The 18,218-nt window shown below is 48.9% G+C and carries 15 protein-coding genes; 8 read left to right on the forward strand and 7 right to left on the reverse strand.

The features are described from left to right. The 5 genes from AABK39_RS02055 to AABK39_RS02075 all read left to right on the forward strand — a co-directional run bounded on the left by AABK39_RS02055 (position 1) and on the right by AABK39_RS02075 (position 5,708). Complete coding sequence (locus AABK39_RS02055; protein WP_338393260.1) at positions 1-1,395, forward strand: DEAD/DEAH box helicase; 1,395 nt, start codon at positions 1-3, stop codon at positions 1,393-1,395. 98 nt (positions 1,396-1,493) lie between these two features. Then, the gene (locus tag AABK39_RS02060; protein WP_338393261.1) at positions 1,494-2,711 is read left to right on the forward strand and encodes an ABC transporter permease; all 1,218 of its coding nucleotides are present in this window, start codon (positions 1,494-1,496) and stop codon (positions 2,709-2,711) included. 148 nt (positions 2,712-2,859) lie between these two features. Beyond that, positions 2,860-3,897: a guanosine monophosphate reductase gene (locus tag AABK39_RS02065; protein ID WP_338393262.1), complete on the forward strand. Its 1,038-nt coding sequence runs from the start codon at positions 2,860-2,862 to the stop codon at positions 3,895-3,897. Positions 3,898-4,034: 137 nt separating this feature from the next. After that, entirely contained in the window at positions 4,035-4,343 is a 309-nt protein-coding gene (locus AABK39_RS02070; RefSeq protein WP_338393263.1) for a hypothetical protein, read from the forward strand. A 159-nt stretch (positions 4,344-4,502) separates the two neighbouring features. Beyond that, complete coding sequence (locus AABK39_RS02075) at positions 4,503-5,708, forward strand: NAD(P)-dependent oxidoreductase (protein ID WP_338393264.1); 1,206 nt, start codon at positions 4,503-4,505, stop codon at positions 5,706-5,708. 79 nt (positions 5,709-5,787) lie between these two features. On the opposite strand, the gene AABK39_RS02080 is transcribed toward AABK39_RS02075, so the two are convergent. Next, positions 5,788-6,087 (reverse strand): DUF4286 family protein, encoded by a 300-nt coding sequence (locus AABK39_RS02080; RefSeq protein WP_338393265.1) that lies wholly within the window; start codon positions 6,085-6,087, stop codon positions 5,788-5,790. Between the two features lie 371 nt (positions 6,088-6,458). Between AABK39_RS02080 and carB the strand changes: the two genes are divergently transcribed. After that, on the forward strand, positions 6,459-9,275 hold the full coding sequence (carB, locus tag AABK39_RS02085; RefSeq protein ID WP_338393266.1) for a carbamoyl-phosphate synthase large subunit: 2,817 nt from the start codon (positions 6,459-6,461) through the stop codon (positions 9,273-9,275). Positions 9,276-9,457: 182 nt separating this feature from the next. Then, positions 9,458-11,488 (forward strand): hypothetical protein, encoded by a 2,031-nt coding sequence (locus AABK39_RS02090; RefSeq protein WP_338393267.1) that lies wholly within the window; start codon positions 9,458-9,460, stop codon positions 11,486-11,488. A 140-nt stretch (positions 11,489-11,628) separates the two neighbouring features. On the opposite strand, the gene AABK39_RS02095 is transcribed toward AABK39_RS02090, so the two are convergent. From AABK39_RS02095 to rsfS, 6 genes are all read right to left on the reverse strand, one after another. Continuing rightward, entirely contained in the window at positions 11,629-12,828 is a 1,200-nt protein-coding gene (locus tag AABK39_RS02095; protein WP_338393268.1) for a pyridoxal phosphate-dependent aminotransferase, read from the reverse strand. A gap of 234 nt (positions 12,829-13,062) precedes the next feature. Next, complete coding sequence (recR, locus tag AABK39_RS02100) at positions 13,063-13,680, reverse strand: recombination mediator RecR (RefSeq protein ID WP_338393269.1); 618 nt, start codon at positions 13,678-13,680, stop codon at positions 13,063-13,065. 1 nt (position 13,681) lies between these two features. After that, complete coding sequence (locus tag AABK39_RS02105; protein ID WP_338393270.1) at positions 13,682-13,951, reverse strand: ATP-dependent Clp protease adaptor ClpS; 270 nt, start codon at positions 13,949-13,951, stop codon at positions 13,682-13,684. Further along, complete coding sequence (locus AABK39_RS02110; RefSeq protein WP_338393271.1) at positions 13,948-14,760, reverse strand: UDP-2,3-diacylglucosamine diphosphatase; 813 nt, start codon at positions 14,758-14,760, stop codon at positions 13,948-13,950. Before AABK39_RS02110 ends, AABK39_RS02105 begins: the two co-directional genes overlap by 4 nt. Before the next feature lie 78 nt (positions 14,761-14,838). After that, positions 14,839-16,914 carry an ATP-dependent zinc metalloprotease FtsH gene (gene ftsH, locus AABK39_RS02115; RefSeq protein WP_338393272.1) on the reverse strand — a complete coding sequence of 692 codons (2,076 nt, stop codon included), beginning with the start codon at positions 16,912-16,914 and terminating at the stop codon, positions 14,839-14,841. Between the two features lie 70 nt (positions 16,915-16,984). Continuing rightward, entirely contained in the window at positions 16,985-17,362 is a 378-nt protein-coding gene (gene rsfS, locus AABK39_RS02120; protein ID WP_338393273.1) for a ribosome silencing factor, read from the reverse strand. Positions 17,363-17,403: 41 nt separating this feature from the next. Between rsfS and AABK39_RS02125 the strand changes: the two genes are divergently transcribed. Further along, entirely contained in the window at positions 17,404-18,171 is a 768-nt protein-coding gene (locus tag AABK39_RS02125) for a biotin--[acetyl-CoA-carboxylase] ligase (protein ID WP_338393274.1), read from the forward strand. The last annotated feature ends 47 nt before the right edge of the window (positions 18,172-18,218 follow it).

Below are 18,218 nucleotides of genomic sequence, written 5' to 3' on the forward strand. Positions count from 1 at the left end.
ATGAGCGAAGAGAAGATAAATCCTTTCGAACAATTCAAACTGAACAGGCAAATCCTGTCGGCTGTGGAAGACGCGGGCTACGATGCTCCGACGGAGATCCAAAGCAAGGCTATCCCTTTGGTAAGTTCCGGGCACGATTTGCTGGGGATTGCGCAAACCGGAACCGGTAAGACGGCCGCTTTCGTATTGCCGATCCTGATGAAGATAAAATACGCCGACGGCGATTCGCCCCGGGCTTTGATCTTGGCGCCTACCCGCGAGCTGGTAATGCAGATCGACGACAACATTACTTTGTTGGCCAAAAATCTGGACGTAAGACATACGGCTATTTACGGAGGCATCGGGGCGAAAACGCAAATCGAGAAGCTCCGCGAAGGCGTTGACATTCTTGTTTCCACCCCGGGCCGTTTTCTGGATCTGTACGGACGAGGCGAGTTGGTGACCAAGCGCCTGAATACCATGGTGCTCGACGAAGCCGACAAAATGATGGATATGGGCTTTATGCCCCAAATCCGTAGAATTTTGGAAGTGATTCCCGTAAAGCGGCAGAACCTGTTGTTCTCGGCCACTTTCCCGCCAAGGGTAGAGGAGCTGACACAGGAATTTCTTGAGTTTCCGGAAAAAGTGGAAGTGGCGCCGCAGGCCACGGCGGCCGAAACCGTTGAGCAGTCGGTATATCAGGTTCCCAACTTTCTGACGAAGATTAATCTTTTGGGACACCTTTTGGCTGATACCGAACGCTATAAAAGGGTAATCGTATTTGCCAATACCAGAACCAACGCCGACAACCTGTCGAAATACCTGATTCGTAAAGGCGAAGGCGAAGTGAGGGTGATTCACGCGAACAAAGGCCAAAACAGCCGGACAAACGCCATCGAAGCTTTTAAGCGCGGCGAAGTACGTGCGTTGGTGACTACAGACGTGTCGGCCAGGGGAATTGACGTAACCGACGTCGATTTGGTGGTCAACTTTGATGTTCCTCCTATATATGAGGACTATGTGCACCGTGTTGGTCGTACGGGGCGTGCGGGCAAATCGGGTAAAGCTGTCACTTTCGCCAACGAATACGAGATGATCCACTTCCACAGGATCGAGAATGTTATTCGGATGGAAGTTCCCGTGGCGCAGATTCCGTCTGGCGTGAAGGTGGAAAAAACACCTTTCGAAGAAGGCCAGACAATCGCCCGTGCGGTGGATGACTGGAAAAAGAAGCTGGACCCTACATATAAGGGAGCCTTTCACGAGAAGAAAAAGAAACCGGCCGATAAAACCGCCAAAGGCCGTGGTGGCCGAAACGTAGGCGGAAAGCTCTCGAAATCGGCGAAAAAGCTTTACGGCGCCGCTACGCAGTCGTCGAGCAAGCGTAAGGGCGGAAAGCCAAAACGGAGACGTTAAGAGCTTCGTTTCCTGCAAAAAAACGGGATATTTTTCGTAAACTTGCCTCGGTCCGGTGCTTCGGGCCGAGGTTTTTTTATCCATTCCAAGCCCAGTAGATGAAGTTCGAAAGTTTTGTCTCTTCAAGGATTACCCGTGCCGATTCGGGTTCTTTTTCTTCGACGGTCAACAAGATCGCCGTAGGCAGTATCGCCATGGGCTTGGCTTTGATGATTCTTTCCTTTCTTATTCTGTTCGGTTTTCAGGACACCATCCGCGACAAGGTGATCAGCTTCAACGGCGAGTTGCAGGTTGTCAAATATTCTTCCAACAACTCTTATAAAGAGGAGCCGATTTCGTTGTTGAATCCGCTGAGCGAGCGCCCCGAGAATTTCTCCGAGATTAGCGGCGAGTTTCCCTTCGCCCACAAACCCGGACTGATCAAAACCGAAGAGGACGTGTCCGGCATCGTGCTCAAGGCCGTAGACTCCACTTATAAAGACTCTCCGTTCATGACAAATATGACTGAGGGAAGATTCGTGGAGTTTAGCGGAACAAAACGTTCGACGGATATGGTAATCAGCGAAAGGCTGGCCAATAAGTTGGGGTTGGGCGTGGGAGACACTATGTTGGTTTATTTTATCCAAAATCCGCCGCGCCCGCGCAAGATGATAATCACGGGCCTTTACAATACCGGCTTGGCCGAATTCGACGAACGGTTCGCTCTGGGCGATATACGCCTGATTCGCCGGCTGAACCACTGGGCGGATACCTTGGCCGGAGGCGTGGAAGTTCACCTCAACCGTTTTGACGAGACCAACAAAGCCCAAATCACGTTGCTCGACAGTTTGGGCTATAACCTGTACGTATCATCGATTCTGGATACGCATAGCGATATTTTCGAATGGCTTGATATGCTGAACGTGAACGTCATCGTGTTCCTTTCCCTTATTCTGGCCGTAGCCTGTTTTAACATGATGTCGATAATCTTGATCCTGATTATGGAACGGACGCAGATGATCGGCGTGTTGAAAGCCCTTGGCGCCAGCAACAGGCTAATAAGACGGATTTTCCGCCACAACGGCATGCGCCTGATCGGAAAAGGTTTGCTTTGGGGCAATGTGATAGGCTTGGGACTTTGCGCTCTGCAATATTTTTTTAGAATAATTCCTCTGGACCCCGAAAGCTATTATATGAGTTACGTTCCAATCAGTTGGAGCTTCGTGACTATTGTGGCTTTGAATATCGGGACATTTCTGTTGGTGACATCCGTGCTGTTTATCCCCACGGCGATTATCAGCAAAATCAGCCCAATAAAGAGTATCCGATTCGACTGATTCGCTTTCGCAAACATGATTTTTTCCGGAGAAAACATCTCCTATTGATGAATCAGTAGCCTAATCGGAGCGAAGACGCTTTGCGGGGAAACCCCAATAGCCGATTTTTTATTGTCAGGAAGAGAGTTTAACCTGACATGTCCGCAATATGAATATCCGCAAGGCTTACAGTTTCGATGATGTGCTGATCGTGCCGAAGTACAATACCATCAAGTCTAGGCAAGATGTTGATTTCACGACTAACGTGACTAAAAATCATACGCTTGACACTCCTATTTTGATCGCTAATATGGATACCGTATGTGAAAGCCCGATGGCTATTGCTGTCGGGAAATTGGGCGGTTTGGGCGTAATACACCGCTTTTTGACAGTGGAAGAGCAGGTGGCGGAGGTGAAGAAAGTGAAGGCTGAGGGATTGCTATGTGCGGCGGCGCTTGGTGTCAAGGATTATGAGGAACGCTTGGAAGCGTTGGCCAAATGTGGTGTTGACATTATCGTATTGGACATTGCGCATGGCCATTCTATCATGACTAAAGAGGCTCTGATGTTTTCCAAAAGCGAATATCCGCACATTGACGTGATGGCCGGAAACGTGGCGAGTCATGACGCTGCCCACGACTTGGCCCGCTGGGGCGCCGATGCGATAAAAGTGGGGGTAGGTCCCGGTTCCATGTGTACCACTCGCATTATGACTGGTTGCGGAATGCCACAGCTCACGGCTATCGACGAGGTTTACGGTGCTGTGGGCGGGCGTGTCCCGATTTGCGCGGATGGGGGAATCAAACATTCCGGCGACATTGTGAAGGCTATCGGTGCTGGGGCTGATAACGTGATGATAGGTTCGTTGGTAAGCGGGACGGACGAAACGCCGGGAGATGTTATCCGGATCAAGAATCGGCCGTATAAGCTTTATCGCGGTATGGCCAGCTTTGACGCCGCGGTTCAAAAACTGAAGAAAGATAACCAAAAGCACACGGAGGTGATAAGTGTGGAAGGCGAGAAAGTCCATACGCCGTACAAGGGCCCAGTAGAGAGGATTATCAAGCGTTTGCTTGGCGGTTTGGCTTCTGGAATGACTTATAATGGCTCCAGAACTGTTTCCGAGCTTAAAGCGAATGTGGAGTTTGTGGAGATGACTGCGTCCGGTCTTTATGAAAGTAGGGCTCATGGCCTGCGTAACACGTAAAAGGGGACGAAAAACTGCGGTTAACCTACATCTGGGGATTCCCAAAGTTATTGGAGTTTAGCGTTACGCATGGTTTTCGTGCTTACTTTTACATTCCGAATAGACTTTTTATCGGTTGCGAAACGTAAACCTCAGATATGAAGAACATCTTGGACGCCTGCACGTCGGTTAGTATCGATTTGAGTACGAACAAGCTTTGGGCGGGAGTGCCGAAAAACGATTTTTCCAAAGAATATAAATGCGATTGGGTTTTCTGCTCCGGTTGGGAAGACAAAGAGCCAGTGGTTTGGGAGGGTAGTACTCCGGGTTTGGAATACGGCGAGGCGGATATTTCTGAAGTGGAAGATTACTTTGAGGAAAACTTTTCGGGTTCGGTAGAAGATATCGGTTACGATACAGATTACTGTTTTTCGCTTAGTGTCGAGAGGAGCGATTGGAAGGCGTAAAACATAGTCCATTTTCCCATTGGAATTTTTGGGGGACGTAAAGTGCGTTTTGCCTTGTTTTTTGGATAAGTCCGTGTATGGCTTATATTTACCTCTCAGTAGGCGTGCGCCTTCCCAAGGCGGTTGCGCTGGCAAACTCAAACCAGAAAGACAGACCAAATGAGAATCGGTATTATAAAAGAAGGCAAAGTCCCCGTTGACCACCGGGTGCCTTTCACGCCCGATCAGGCCAAGGAAATCGAAAAGCTTTTCCCGGAAGTGGAGGTAAAAGTGGAAAGCAGTGACGTGCGTTGCTTCCCTGACAGCGATTACGCCACGTTAGGTTTGGAAATCCGCAAAGACGTGGAAGATTGCGACGTTCTTTTCGGCGTTAAGGAAGTTCCGATAGAAAGCCTTATACCTAACAAAACCTATTTCTTTTTTTCGCACACAATCAAGAAACAGCCTTATAACAAGGACCTACTAAAAGCCATATTAGCCAAAAACATCCGGCTGATAGATTATGAATGCCTGACTAACACCCTCGGACAACGAGTGGTGGCTTTTGGGCGCTATGCCGGAATAGTCGGGGCATACAACGGTCTGCTGACTTATGGGAAAAAGTTTGACTTGTTTGAGCTAAAGCCTGCTCACCAGTGCTTGGATATGGAAGAACTCTTTGGCGAGTTGGACAAGGTGTCGCTTCCGGGCGTAAAAATCGCTCTGACTGGCGCTGGCCGGGTGTCAAACGGAAGTGTGGAGGTGTTGGAGCGTGCCGGAATACGCAGAGTTGGAGCGGAAGAGTTTTTGGAAGAGAACTTTTCGGACGCAGTCTATGCTCAGTTAGATGTGGAAGACTACAACAAACGCAAAGACGGTGGCGCTTTTGACAAAAAAGAATTCTTCGCTGATCCATCCGGTTACGAAAGCAATTTTCTTCGTTTCCTTCCCCATGCCGACATCTTGGTGGCAGGAGCCTTCTGGGCGCCTGAGGCCCCTGCACTTTTCACTGCTGAAGATGTTAGCAGTTCGGATTTCAACATAAAAGTAGTGGCCGATATCACTTGCGATATTCGCGGTTCAATTCCGACAACGGTACGCCCTTCTACTATTGATGACCCTATATACGATTACGAACCCTCGATCGACGAGGCGGTTCCGGCTTTTGCCGAACCCGGTCGCTTGACAGTCATGGCCGTTGACAATTTGCCTTGCGAATTGCCGAGAGACGCTTCAGCCAGTTTCGGGGAGAATTTGATCAAATTCGTATTGCCTTCGCTTTTGGGTGAGGATTCTGACGGAATAATCCACCGGGCAACTATAGCCGAGAACGGAGAATTGGGGGAGCATTACCAATACTTGAGCGACTATGCCGAAGTAGTGTGAATGTCTCTTGTCGCTAAAAAAAGAAAGAGGTGTTTCCGTTCACAGGAAACACCTCTTTTGCTTTCGGGTGGTGTATGTTTTAAATCTCTTCCAGCATGGTTGCGAAAGACACTACCTTGTTGCCGAACTTAGTGGTAAGTTCCGCCAGAATAGAGGAGTTTTTCTCGAAACAGGTTTCCAACTCCGCCAAATCATCGACGAACAGCTGTAAAGCGTAAGTCTCCCCTTCGCTTTGCGAGTCATGCATCATCCTAAGGAATTTATACTCCTTAATGTACTCTGACTGCGCTACAGCGGGGATATAGCGCTCGTTCATCCAAGCTGTCCAGACCTTCTCGACACTTTTTTCTGTATTGAATGTGATATTATAGAGTATCATGTTATCAAAATTCACTATTATTCCTTTATTTCGCGAAGATATTCGCCAAAGTAATTCGTGTCACATATTTGAAGCCGAATCTTTTTCAAATGTTAAACGAGTCAAAAATAAATAGTTGGAACAGCCGGACGGAAAGCTCCGGGCCCGAGTTTTCCCCAGGTGTGGGGAAGCAAAAGGGGATTCTCTTTTCGGGAGCCTGTTCGCTGTTATTGATTGGGGCGAATACGGAAACGGTTTTTATTGATTCATCGGATTATATTTCAAAAAGAGCTATTGGTCTTGGCCAGTAGCTCTTTTTTTATGCCCGAGAATTTTACAGCCGAGCTCAAAAGAAGCAACATTTATAACAATACTTCATTCTCAAGATCAAAATGCCAAAGGACAACAGCATTAAATCGGTACTTATCATTGGTAGTGGCCCAATCGTTATCGGTCAGGCCTGCGAGTTCGACTATTCAGGATCTCAAGCTTCTCGCTCCCTCAGGGAAGAGGGGATCGAGGTGATTCTGATCAACTCGAACCCAGCCACGATCATGACAGACAACGTGACAGCGGATCACGTTTACCTGCTGCCCTTGGAGAAAAAATCCATTAAGCAGATCCTTGAAAAGCACGACATCGACGCGGTACTCCCAACAATGGGCGGACAGACGGCCCTAAACCTGGCTATCGACTGCCAGAATGCCGGACTGTGGGAAAAGTACGACGTGAGGATCATCGGTGTGGACATCGACGCCATCCAGATGACCGAAGACCGTGAGAAATTCCGCTTGAGGATGAAAGAGCTCGGCGTACACGTTTGTAAAGGTGAAACGGCCACTTCTTTCCTCCACGGTAAAGAAATCGCCCAGGAAATTGGCTTTCCTTTGGTAATCCGTCCTTCGTTTACCCTCGGTGGTACGGGCGGTGGTTTTGTTGAGAAGCCGGAAGACTTCGACAAAGCTTTGACCAAAGGCCTGCACGCATCGCCGGTACATGAAGTACTGATCGAGCAGAGTATTTTGGGATGGAAAGAATACGAGCTTGAGCTGTTGCGCGACAGCGTGGGCAACGTGATCATCATCTGTTCTATCGAGAACTTTGACCCGATGGGCGTTCACACGGGCGATTCGATCACAGTGGCGCCGGCCATGACGCTTTCCGATTCTTTGTATCAGGAAATCCGCGACCAGGCCATCATGATGATGAACGGAATCGGGGAATTTGCCGGTGGCTGTAACGTACAGTTCTCGGTTAGCCCTACTACCGACGAGATTATCGGTATCGAGATCAACCCTCGTGTATCTCGTTCTTCGGCCTTGGCATCGAAAGCGACTGGTTACCCAATCGCGAAGGTTGCCGCCAAGTTGGCGATCGGTTACAACCTCGACGAGATCGAAAACCAGATTACCAAGACTACTTCGGCCTTCTTCGAGCCTAGCATCGACTACACTATCGTGAAGATCCCTCGTTGGAACTTCGAGAAGTTCGAAGGCGCTGACAAATCGCTCGGTCTTCAGATGAAAGCCGTGGGCGAGGTTATGGGTATTGGACGTAACTTTCAGGAAGCTTTGCAGAAGGCTTGCCAGTCGTTGGAGATCAAGCGTAACGGATTGGGCGCCGACGGCAAAAGCCTCGTAGACCAGCAGGTAATCGTAGAAAGCCTCAAGCATCCGAGCTGGGACCGTTTGTTCCATATTTACGACGCCTTCAAGCTTGGCCTTTCGTTCCGCAAGATCCAGAAGCTTACCCATATCGACCCTTGGTTCCTGACTCAGATCGAAGAGTTGGTGGCCTTGGAAAAAGAGATCGAGGCTAACAGCATCGAGACGATCTCGCGCGAACTTCTGCTTGTCGCCAAAGAAAAAGGCTACGCCGACCGTCAGTTGGCCCACTTGCTGGGTTGCTTGGAAAGCCAAGTCTTCAAAAAGCGCTACGACGAATACAACATCAAGCGCGTATATAAAATGGTGGACACCTGCGCCGCCGAGTTTGAGGCCAAGACTCCTTATTACTACTCTACCTTCGGCGGAGAGAATGAGGCGATCAAGACCGACAAGAAGAAGATCGTGGTATTGGGCGCCGGCCCTAACCGTATCGGCCAAGGTATCGAGTTCGACTACTGCTGTGTACACGGCGTGTTGGCGGCGAAAGAGGCCGGTTACGAGACCATCATGATCAACTGTAACCCGGAGACGGTATCGACTGACTTCGATATCTCTGACAGACTGTACTTCGAGCCTGTATTCTGGGAGCATATCTACGAAATCATCCTGCACGAGCAGCCAGAAGGCGTTATCGTACAACTTGGTGGACAAACTGCCCTTAAGTTGGCTGACAAGTTGACCCGTTACGGCATCAAGATCATCGGTACTAGCTTTGAGGCTCTGGATTTGGCCGAAGACCGCGGACGTTTCTCAAAACTCCTCGCCGACAACGAGATCCCTTACCCTAAGTTCGGTGTATGTACTGACGCTGACGAGGCTCTCGAGCAAGCCAAGGAACTCGGGTTCCCATTGCTCGTACGCCCATCGTACGTATTGGGTGGCCAGTACATGAAGATCGTTATCAACGAGCAGGAGCTTGAGGAGCATATCGTAAACATCCTTCGCGAGATCCCTGGCAACCAAGTATTGCTTGACCACTTCTTGGACGGAGCTATCGAGGCGGAAGCCGACGCCATCTGCGACGGTGAGAATGTCCACATCGTGGGAATTATGCAGCACATTGAACCGGCGGGTATCCACTCGGGTGACTCTTACGCCGTGTTGCCTCCTTACAACTTGGGCGACTTTGTGATGAAGCAAATCGAGAACATCACCAAGAAAATCGCCGTTGAGTTGCAGACCAAAGGTTTGATCAACATCCAGTTCGCCATCAAAGACGACAAGGTGTACGTGATCGAGGCCAACCCGCGCGCTTCTCGTACCGTGCCGTTTATCTGCAAAGCTTACCAAGAGCCATACGTAAACTACGCTACCAAAGTAATGCTCGGCGACAAGAGGGTAACCGATTTCAATTTCCAGCCAGTGAAGGAAGGCTACGCCATCAAGGTGCCGGTATTCTCGTTCAACAAATTCCCGAACGTGAACAAAGAGCTCGGGCCAGAGATGAAATCGACTGGAGAGGCTATCTACTTCATCGAAGACCTTTTCGATGACTACTTCCTCAAAATCTACTCGGAAAGAAACCTTTACCTGAGCAAGTAATTGCCGGGATAATATAGTTTCAGCGGAGAATCCTCAGTTCTCTATGACAAAAAGCGTCCGCATCGGTCTTCCGACGGGCGCTTTTTCTTTTTTGGCGGTATTGGGAATCAGAGGATTCAGGTTTTGCTCGGTAACTTTAGCGTACTTTCCGTGTTTTCACTTTGGCCATAGTGCCCTTAACTATGTTTGAGCAAAGACAGCGAAGACCGGATAGGCGCCAAGGAGCGAAGGATGGAGGCTCGGATCCCGTAGCGCAGGCTATGTGGCGCCCGGCCCGATTGTTACGTTCCTCTAGGCTATATAAGGAAGGGCGGAAGAGGTCTCGTAATGTGGGAAAATACAAGGATTTTTCGGCGGGTGAACGCATATTGATTGATGACGAAGGGGTGTTACGGGAGACTTGGACTAAAGAAGGTACAACGTCTAAGTGGATGAAAGGGCCTGTTACAGTTCCTGAAGATGAGGACGCCGCGTATGATGATTGGTACGAGGCTTTGACTGATAAGACACCCGATAGGCTTTTTGTAAAGGACGGAACTTTTGAGTTTATAGAACCCAGCGGTTCTTTTCAGGGGCTAATGAGATTTTTGGCTTTGGTAAGGCTTAATGACCAAGAAGGTCGTATAGGTAACCGAAGATCGATTATGGAGTCGGATGATGAGGAAGAGATTTGTTCCGATTTGCGTAGCCTATACCATGGAAGTACTGTGCGCAAGGCCAAAGGTCAAGACGCAGAGACTTACGCTTCGGAATTGTCCAGACTTATAGCGGGAAGAGTACCTGAATCGGCTATGACTTTCGGTGTTCAGAAATCACCGACACTTTCTAAAGAGGTTAGGGACATGCCTGACGCTCACGAGCGTTTGAAGGGAGCGTTGCATTTCTTTCCGCCGGTTGCGCGCCGAAAGGCTGAGCGAGTAACTAGTCAGGGTGTGGAAATGTCGGGTGTCGGCGCTACTAAAGGCGCCACTATTAGTTCGGACACTTCATTTTTCTACCGTGTTTATGTCAACGTGGAGGCTCCTTATGTGCATGAGGTATTGCCTGTGGTCTTTAGTCTGATAGACCATCCAGGCTCCACGGGACGATATGGAGTGGTGGATGTTTCGCTGTCGCCATATCGCAGTATTCATAAGGTATCGGAGCCATTGATAATTTACGTGCAAGGTGAGGAAGGTTTGCAATCGGTAAAGTTAGCCATGTCCACTTTGGCGAAAGATCGTCCCGAATATTTTGCGGATGAGATACCGGCTATGACAGAGCCTTTTGGCAAAGGTTTGAGCTGGGGGCAAGAATCGGTAAGTATGGATACCGAAGAGATGGGCGACCGGGTGGCGGGTAGCGTGAAACGATATCTGGGAAGGGTAAAGGGCTTGCTGGATCAACCGAAAGGCTGGGCGGGGCGTTTGTGGAATTTTAGAAAGTGGGATGAATTAGCTACGTTGTGTTTCAAGACCCAAGAGCAAATACAACGACAAGGCGGTGTCTGTTATGGTCTAAATAAGCGTGAATTGTTGCGGATGAACGAATTGTCGGGCAAGTTGGCTAACGAGTGGATGAGCGATTACGTGGAGGAATGGTTGCGAAAGGGAGCTTCCGCTACGAGAAAGAACGCATCATTCAGAGATACTAGACTTGAAGCGATTTCCCATTCGCTTACTGGTTTAAACTTTACTGACGATCAGCAGACTGCAAGGGCTATGAGCAGTTTTAAAGCTTCGGGGATTGATTTTTTTAATCCTCACTTACCTTTGGCAAGCCAACATAGCGGTACGGAAGATTGGGAATTTTGGGATGCTGTCAAGCATGACGAAAGTACAATGAGTAAGGAGACGGCCGAGGAAGCTACAGACTTCAAGGTAGTGTTTGGCGTAGCGCACGGGGAAGAGTTGGGGTTAAGAAAATCGGAGGCCAAGGCCAAATTATTAGCGGAACTGGCTAAGAAAAAAGAGGAAGAGACAAGGAAAGGAGCTTCCGGAGGTACGTATGCTGAAGGTTTTACTGACCCGCTAGGAGCTGTAGAGTGGGTTACTACCGAAGCGCCAACTCCCGCCGTTCCGATTCCCGTAAAAGAGGAAGAACATCAGGATTTGCCTCCGCAAACTGGCGGTAGCCTATCGAATTCGGAAGGGAAAGAGTCAAAGCGGAGCGAATCTCCGGAACCGATAGTGGGCTCGCAGAGTAGTTACACTTCAGATCTGTTCCCATTATAAAATTGGAGGCCAACGAAAAAGCCCTCGCCAAGTAAGCAAGGGCTTTTGTGATTACGCAGAGCGTATTTTTCTAGTGTATTCAAGTAAAGAAGCCTTGATTCATCGTGCGTTGAATAAGACCGAACCCTTTACTTTTTTTCTTATTTCAATGTAGCCAAAGTTGCTTTGATACGCTTCAAAGCTTCCTTAAGGTTTTCTTCCGAAGCGGCGTAAGAGAGACGGATGCAGTTCGGTGAACCGAAAGCATCGCCAGTTACCGTAGATACGTTGGCCTCTTCCAAGAGGAACATTGCCAAGTCACTGGCATTGTTGATTTCGCGGTCACCGGCTTTTGTGCCGAAGTAAGCGCTTACGTCCGGGAAGAAATAGAAGGCGCCTTCCGGCATCGGAGATTTTACGCCCGGAATTTCATCGAGCAAACCTTTTACCAAAGCGCGACGTTCGTGGTAAGCGTCCGCCATTACCTTAACAGAAGACTGGTCGCCCGAGATAGCCTCGATAGCCGCGCGTTGCGCAATTGAGCAGATACCCGAAGTAGTCTGTCCCTGAAGTTTAGAACAAGCCTTTGCAATCTCAACAGGAGCGCAGATATAACCCACTCTCCATCCGGTCATGGCATAACCTTTCGAGAAACCGTTTACAGTTACCACGCGGTCGGCCATTCCGTCTACGGCGGCGATGCTGGCGTGCTTTCCTGTGAAGTTGATGTATTCGTAAATCTCGTCGGCGATTACGAAGATGTCTTCATACTTCTTCACCACGGCCGCCATGGCTTCCAGCTCTTCCTTCGACCAAACGGCGCCCGTTGGGTTACATGGAGAAGAGAAAATGATGGCTTTGGTCTTATCCGTGATTGCGGCTTCAAGCTGTTCGGCGCTGGCTTTGAATTCCTGCTCGATAGTGCCTTCCACAACAACGGGAACGCCACCGGCAAGCTTCACCATATCTACGTAGCTTACCCAGTAAGGGGCGTAGATGATTACTTCGTCGCCCTCGTCGAGAGTTGCCAAAAATACGTTGGAAATAGAGTGCTTAGCTCCCGACGACACTACGATCTGGTCAGTAGTGCAATCGATTTCGTTTTCGTCTTTGAGTTTCTTAACGATGGCCTCACGCAGTTCTGGGTAGCCCGGAACAGGTGGGTATGAGAAAAATTTGCCACTGTCAATCGCGTCTTTAGCGGCGATTTGGACGTTTTCCGGAGTTTTGAAGTCCGGTTCGCCAAGGCTAAGGCTAATGATGTCTTTGCCTTGTCCTTTCAACTCACGCGCTTTTTGGGCCATTGCGATTGTCGCTGACACTGACAGCGCTTTTACTCGGCTCGATAAGAGATTACTCATGGGTACAAGGAGTTATGCTTTCGCTATTACGAATATGATTATTGAACGGCAAATTAAATAATTATAAAGAGAAAGGCACTTTTAGGATAATAAAATATTGAATAATCAGACAAAACAGTTGATTCTATTGTATTGAAAAAGGCGTTTTGTTAGGAATCACCTAATAAAACAAGAGATTTATTGCGCTTGTAGAATTGAAGTGCCGAACTGTTTTCATACGTACTTTACCCTGTTTTAGAAGCTGGTTTCATAGCTTCTTCGGCCCAAAATACTACGGCCCAAAGTAACCTCATCAGTGTATTCCAGTTCGCCCCCAATAGGTACACCACGGGCGATTACGCTGACTTTGATATCGTATTCCTTCAGTTTTTTCGTAACATAAAAGCCAGTTGTGTCACCTTCCATAGTGGGGCTCAGCGCCAAAATCACTTCCCGGATTTCTCCTTCCGATTTCTCGATTCTTCGGATAAGCGAGTCGATATTCAGCTCTCCGGGCCCGATTCCTTCGATCGGAGCGATGACACCGCCCAAAACATGGTAACGCCCGAGATATTGGCCCGTATTTTCGATTGCCAGTACATCGGGTGCGTCTTCCACTACGCAGATAATACCAGTTTCCCGCTTTGACGAGGAGCAGATTGTACACACGGGTTCGTCCGAAATGTTGTGGCATTCGTCACAATAGCGGATCTCGTTCCGGACTTTCACCAAAGCTTCAGCCAAGCTTTCGGTTTCTTTACTGTCTCGTTTTAGGATGTTGAGCACCAGTCTAAGCGCGGTTTTTTTACCGATGCCCGGAAGTTTCGCCATCTCCAAGACGGCGTTTTCTATTAGTTTGGAAGGAAATTGCATCTCAATGAATTTTCGCGTCGATGCCCGCTTCGCAAATTGCGTCCCGCATCGGCTTCAGCGTCTCGTAAGCGCCCTTTTTTACGCAGTATTTACCTTTGGTATGAATAATCCAAGCGCACTGTTCCGCTTGTTCGGCGGTATGTTTGCATACTTTTACCAAGGTGTTGATGACATGGTCGAAGGTGTTGTAGTCGTCGTTGTAGATCATCAAATCCCTAGTGATATCGCTGATTAGCTCTTCGAGTACTAGCTCTTCGAGTTCCGTGGTCATGTTGTTTCGTTTAATGTTGCGATTTTGAAATCACCCTCGGGTTCGAAAGCTTCAAACTTTAGGGCTTTGCCGTCAAAAGCGATATAACGGCAATGTTTTAACCATTCGCCCAAGTTAATGTATCGGGCATTTTTTCCTACCGGAATATCCATTGGCAGGTGCCGGTGGCCGAATATATAGAAATCGTGATGCTCTTTGATTTCCTCTTCTTGGCAAAACTGGTAGATCCACTCGTCTTTACCGTGGAACACCTCGTCGTGGCCGGCGTTGCTGGCCCGGCTGTCTTTGGACCAAGCTCCGGCTATGCCAATACCCAAGTTGGGGTGAAGCCTAGCGAAGGCCCATTGACAGAGTTTGTTGGCGAAGATCCGTTTCAGCATTTTATACTTACGGTCGCCGGGGCCAAGGCCGTCGCCGTGACCGGTCATGAATTTGGTTCCGTTGACAGTGAAGCTGACATTTTCCCGATGGACGGGAATACCGAACTCCGTGGGGAAATAATCGAACAGCCACATGTCGTGGTTGCCAATAAATATGTGAATAGGAATGCCGGCGTCACTTAATTCGGCCAGTTTCCCTTGAAAACGCACGAATCCCTTCGGTATTACGGTTTTATATTCAAACCAGAAATCGAAGATGTCACCGAGCAGAAATATTGCGTGGGCGTCGTGGCGGACAGAGTCCAGCCAACGGACGATTTTGTCTTCTCTCTTACGGCTACTCTTATAATCCGGAGTTCCAAGATGGAAATCGGAAGCGAAGTAGATCTTCTTACCTTCGGGTATATCGGCGATGTCCAGGCTTAGCATGGTCGCTCAATTTACAAAACACAAAAAAATCAGACGCGGAAAGCGTCTGATTTTTAATGAAATAAATATTATTAAAGATCAGGAGTCCTGCTCTTGGTCATTTTTAGTCGAGTCCTCGTCAGACTTTTTGTTTTCTTCACTCTTACTTTTGACCTCTTTGCCGTTGGTTTCCGGAGTTTCCTCTTTCTTAGGGTTCCTGTCGCCGTTGGTGTAGGCCTGGTAAGTGGTTTGTTTAGCGAAAGGTCGCTTACCAATCAGGCTTTCGAGATCAGACTGGAAGATGACTTCCTTAGCCAAAAGCTCTTCTGCCAAGATCTCAAGCTCTTTGCGTTTTTCGGTCAAAAGCTTAAGCGTGCGCTGGTATGCGCTTTCAATGATTTTGTGCGCTTCCTTATCGATCATCTCGGAAGTCGCTTCAGAATACGGCTTGTTGAAGTTGTATTCGGACTGTTTCGAGTCGTAGAAAGAAACGTGACCGATTTTCTCGTTCATACCGTAGATGCTGACCATGCCGTAAGCGCTCTTGGTTACGCGTTCCAAGTCGCTAAGGGCTCCAGTGGAGATTTTTCCGAAGATGAGTTCTTCAGCCGCACGACCGCCGAGTGCCATACACATCTCGTCAATCATTTGGTCTGTTTGGTAGAGGAACTGTTCCTTAGGCAGGTATTGGGCATAACCCAAAGCCGCTACACCACGAGGGACGATACTTACCTTTACCAATGGATCTGCATGCTCAAGGAACCAGCCCGCAATGGCGTGCCCGGCTTCGTGGTACGCTACAATCTTCTTCTCTTCAGGAGAAATGATCTTGTTTTTCTTCTCCAGTCCACCAATTACCCTGTCGATGGCGCTGTAGAAGTCGTCCAAAGTGACAGAATCCTTGTTGTGACGGGCGGCGATAAGCGCGGCCTCGTTACAAACGTTTGCGATTTCGGCACCTGCGAATCCCGGCGTTTGGGCCGCAAGTTGCTTAGGCTCCACATCTTTCCCGATTTTAACCTTTTTGAGGTGAACTTTGAAGATCGCCTCACGGCCGTTAATATCTGGTTTATCGATAGATATCTGACGGTCGAAACGTCCCGGGCGCAAGAGCGCTTGGTCAAGAACGTCAGGACGGTTAGACGCAGCCAAGATGATCACGTGAGTGTCGGTTGCGAAACCGTCCATCTCTACGAGAAGGGCATTCAGCGTATTCTCGCGTTCGTCATTCGAGCCAGGCATCTGGCCTTTGCCACGCATACGGCCAATGGCGTCGATCTCATCGATAAAGATGATGCAAGGGGCCTTTTCTTTGGCTTGTTTGAAAAGGTCGCGGACACGGGCGGCGCCCACACCTACGAACATTTCCACGAAGTCTGAACCTGACAGTGACAGGAACGGTACGCCAGCCTCGCCGGCTACGGCTTTGGCAAGCAATGTTTTACCTGTGCCGGGAGAACCGACAAGCAGAGCGCCTTTGGGGATTTTGCCACCAAGGCGGGTGTATTTTTCCGGAGTTTTCAGGAAATCGACAATCTCCTGAACTTCTTCTTTCGCTTCGTCGAGGCCCGCAACGTCGTTGAATGTCGTCTTAACGCTGTTTTCGGCTTCGAACATCTGGGCTTTGGATTTGCCGATGTTGAAGATTTGGCCACCCGGACCTCCTTGGCCGGACATGCGGCGCATAAGGAACCAGAAAACGACGAGCATCAGGATCAGGAATCCGTAATTGGCCAAGAATGACAGGAACCCCATGCGCTCTTCAGGCGTGATATCGATTCTGTCTTTGGCTGGCTTGGCGTCTTCGATGGTGCGAAACCGTTTTTCGAAATCATCCCAAGTAAGGACTTTGAGATAATATTGCGGTCCTTCGTCCAAACCGAAGGGAGAACGGTTTTTGTCCAGTTCCTTATTTTCCTCCTTCTTAAGCGCGTCTTTCTTCAGAAAAATCTCGACGAGATCCTGGTTTTTTACGGCCACCACTTTCTGTATCTCGCCTTTTTCGAGCATTTGCTCGAATTTGGTTTGTGAGATAGGCTGGGCGCTGTTGCTACTATTAAACCAAGTCAGGCCGAAGACTAGCAAGAGAAGGGCTACAATCACCCAAACCTGCATGTTGGGTTTTTGCGGAGTTTTTGGCACGATTCGTTTCTTGTTGTTCGATTCTTCTGCCATTTATACTTCTTTAGGATAAAAATTTTTTTGTTTCTAAAGGATAACGTAAACGCGGATTTTTGGTTTTCCTTTAATCCTCTGCCTGGATCCTCTTGATCACGGCGTCTCCCCACAACCCTTCGAGGTTGAAAAACTCCCTGCGTTCCGTTTTCATAATGTGCGCGACCACGTTTACGTAGTCCAGCAAAATCCATTCGCGGTTTTCGGTTCCTTCCCTGTGCCAAGGGTCCTCGTTGGCGCCCTTGTATATAGCTTCGTCCACGGATTTGGCCACGGCTTCCACTTGGGTGTCGGAGCTGGCGGAAGAGATCACGAAAAAGTCTGCCACGGCACCTTTTACGTTACGCAAATCCATTACCACAATGTCGGATGCTTTCTTTTCCAACATACCCAACACCGCCAAATCCGCGAGTTTTTCCGAATTTACCAATTCCTTTTTTTCTTCCATGTCTTGTTTCTAAATTGCGGCGTAAAATTAAAGAAATTTCGTTGCATAAAATATTCAGCCATACATTATTTCCGGGAGGCGCTCTGTATGAGCTTCCTGAGTGCGATTCTACCAACAGCGTGGCCAACGAGTTGATACGCCAAGGGAAAGCCCGCCACGGCGACGTGGTGGTGGCCGTAGCCCAAACGGCCGGCCGAGGCCAACGCGGAAACGGATGGGAATCCGGGCCTGGCCAAAACCTTACGCTTTCGCTGACTGTTTCTCCGGATTTTATCCAAGTTACCGAGCAGTTCGACCTGAGCGTTCTCACGGCGTTGTCTATCCGCGATTTGCTGGTTTCTTACTTCCCCCCTGAATGGGTAAAGGTGAAGTGGCCGAATGATGTTTACGTTGAGTCGGGAAAAATATCCGGAACTTTGATCGAAAATACGCTGAAAGGCCGTGAAATCGATTTCGCCGTGGTCGGAATTGGCCTGAATGTGAACCAGCGAGACTTCCAAACGCCGAACGCGGTATCTATGGCTTCTCTTTGCGGGCAGGAATTCGATCTGAACGAGATAATGGGCGGATTGTGCCGAAACTTTGCCCGACGTTTTGTGGAAGCGGAACGTGGCGGGACCGAAAGCCAGTTGCGGGAGTATTTGGATTGTTTGTATTGGATCGGCGAAGCGAGAAAATTTCGAAATACAGCCACTGGGGAAGTGTTTGAAGGAACGATAACCGGCGTGGGCCCAATGGGAGAACTTAAAATGAAAATTCGGAACGTTGAGCGCCTTTTTGACGTAAAGGGAGTGGAGTTTCTTGCTTGATCAAATAAACTTTTTGAGTTGACATATCTGTGTTACCAATACCCGGG

This window comes from Fulvitalea axinellae, assembly GCF_036492835.1.
Lineage (GTDB): Bacteria > Bacteroidota > Bacteroidia > Cytophagales > Cyclobacteriaceae > Fulvitalea > Fulvitalea axinellae.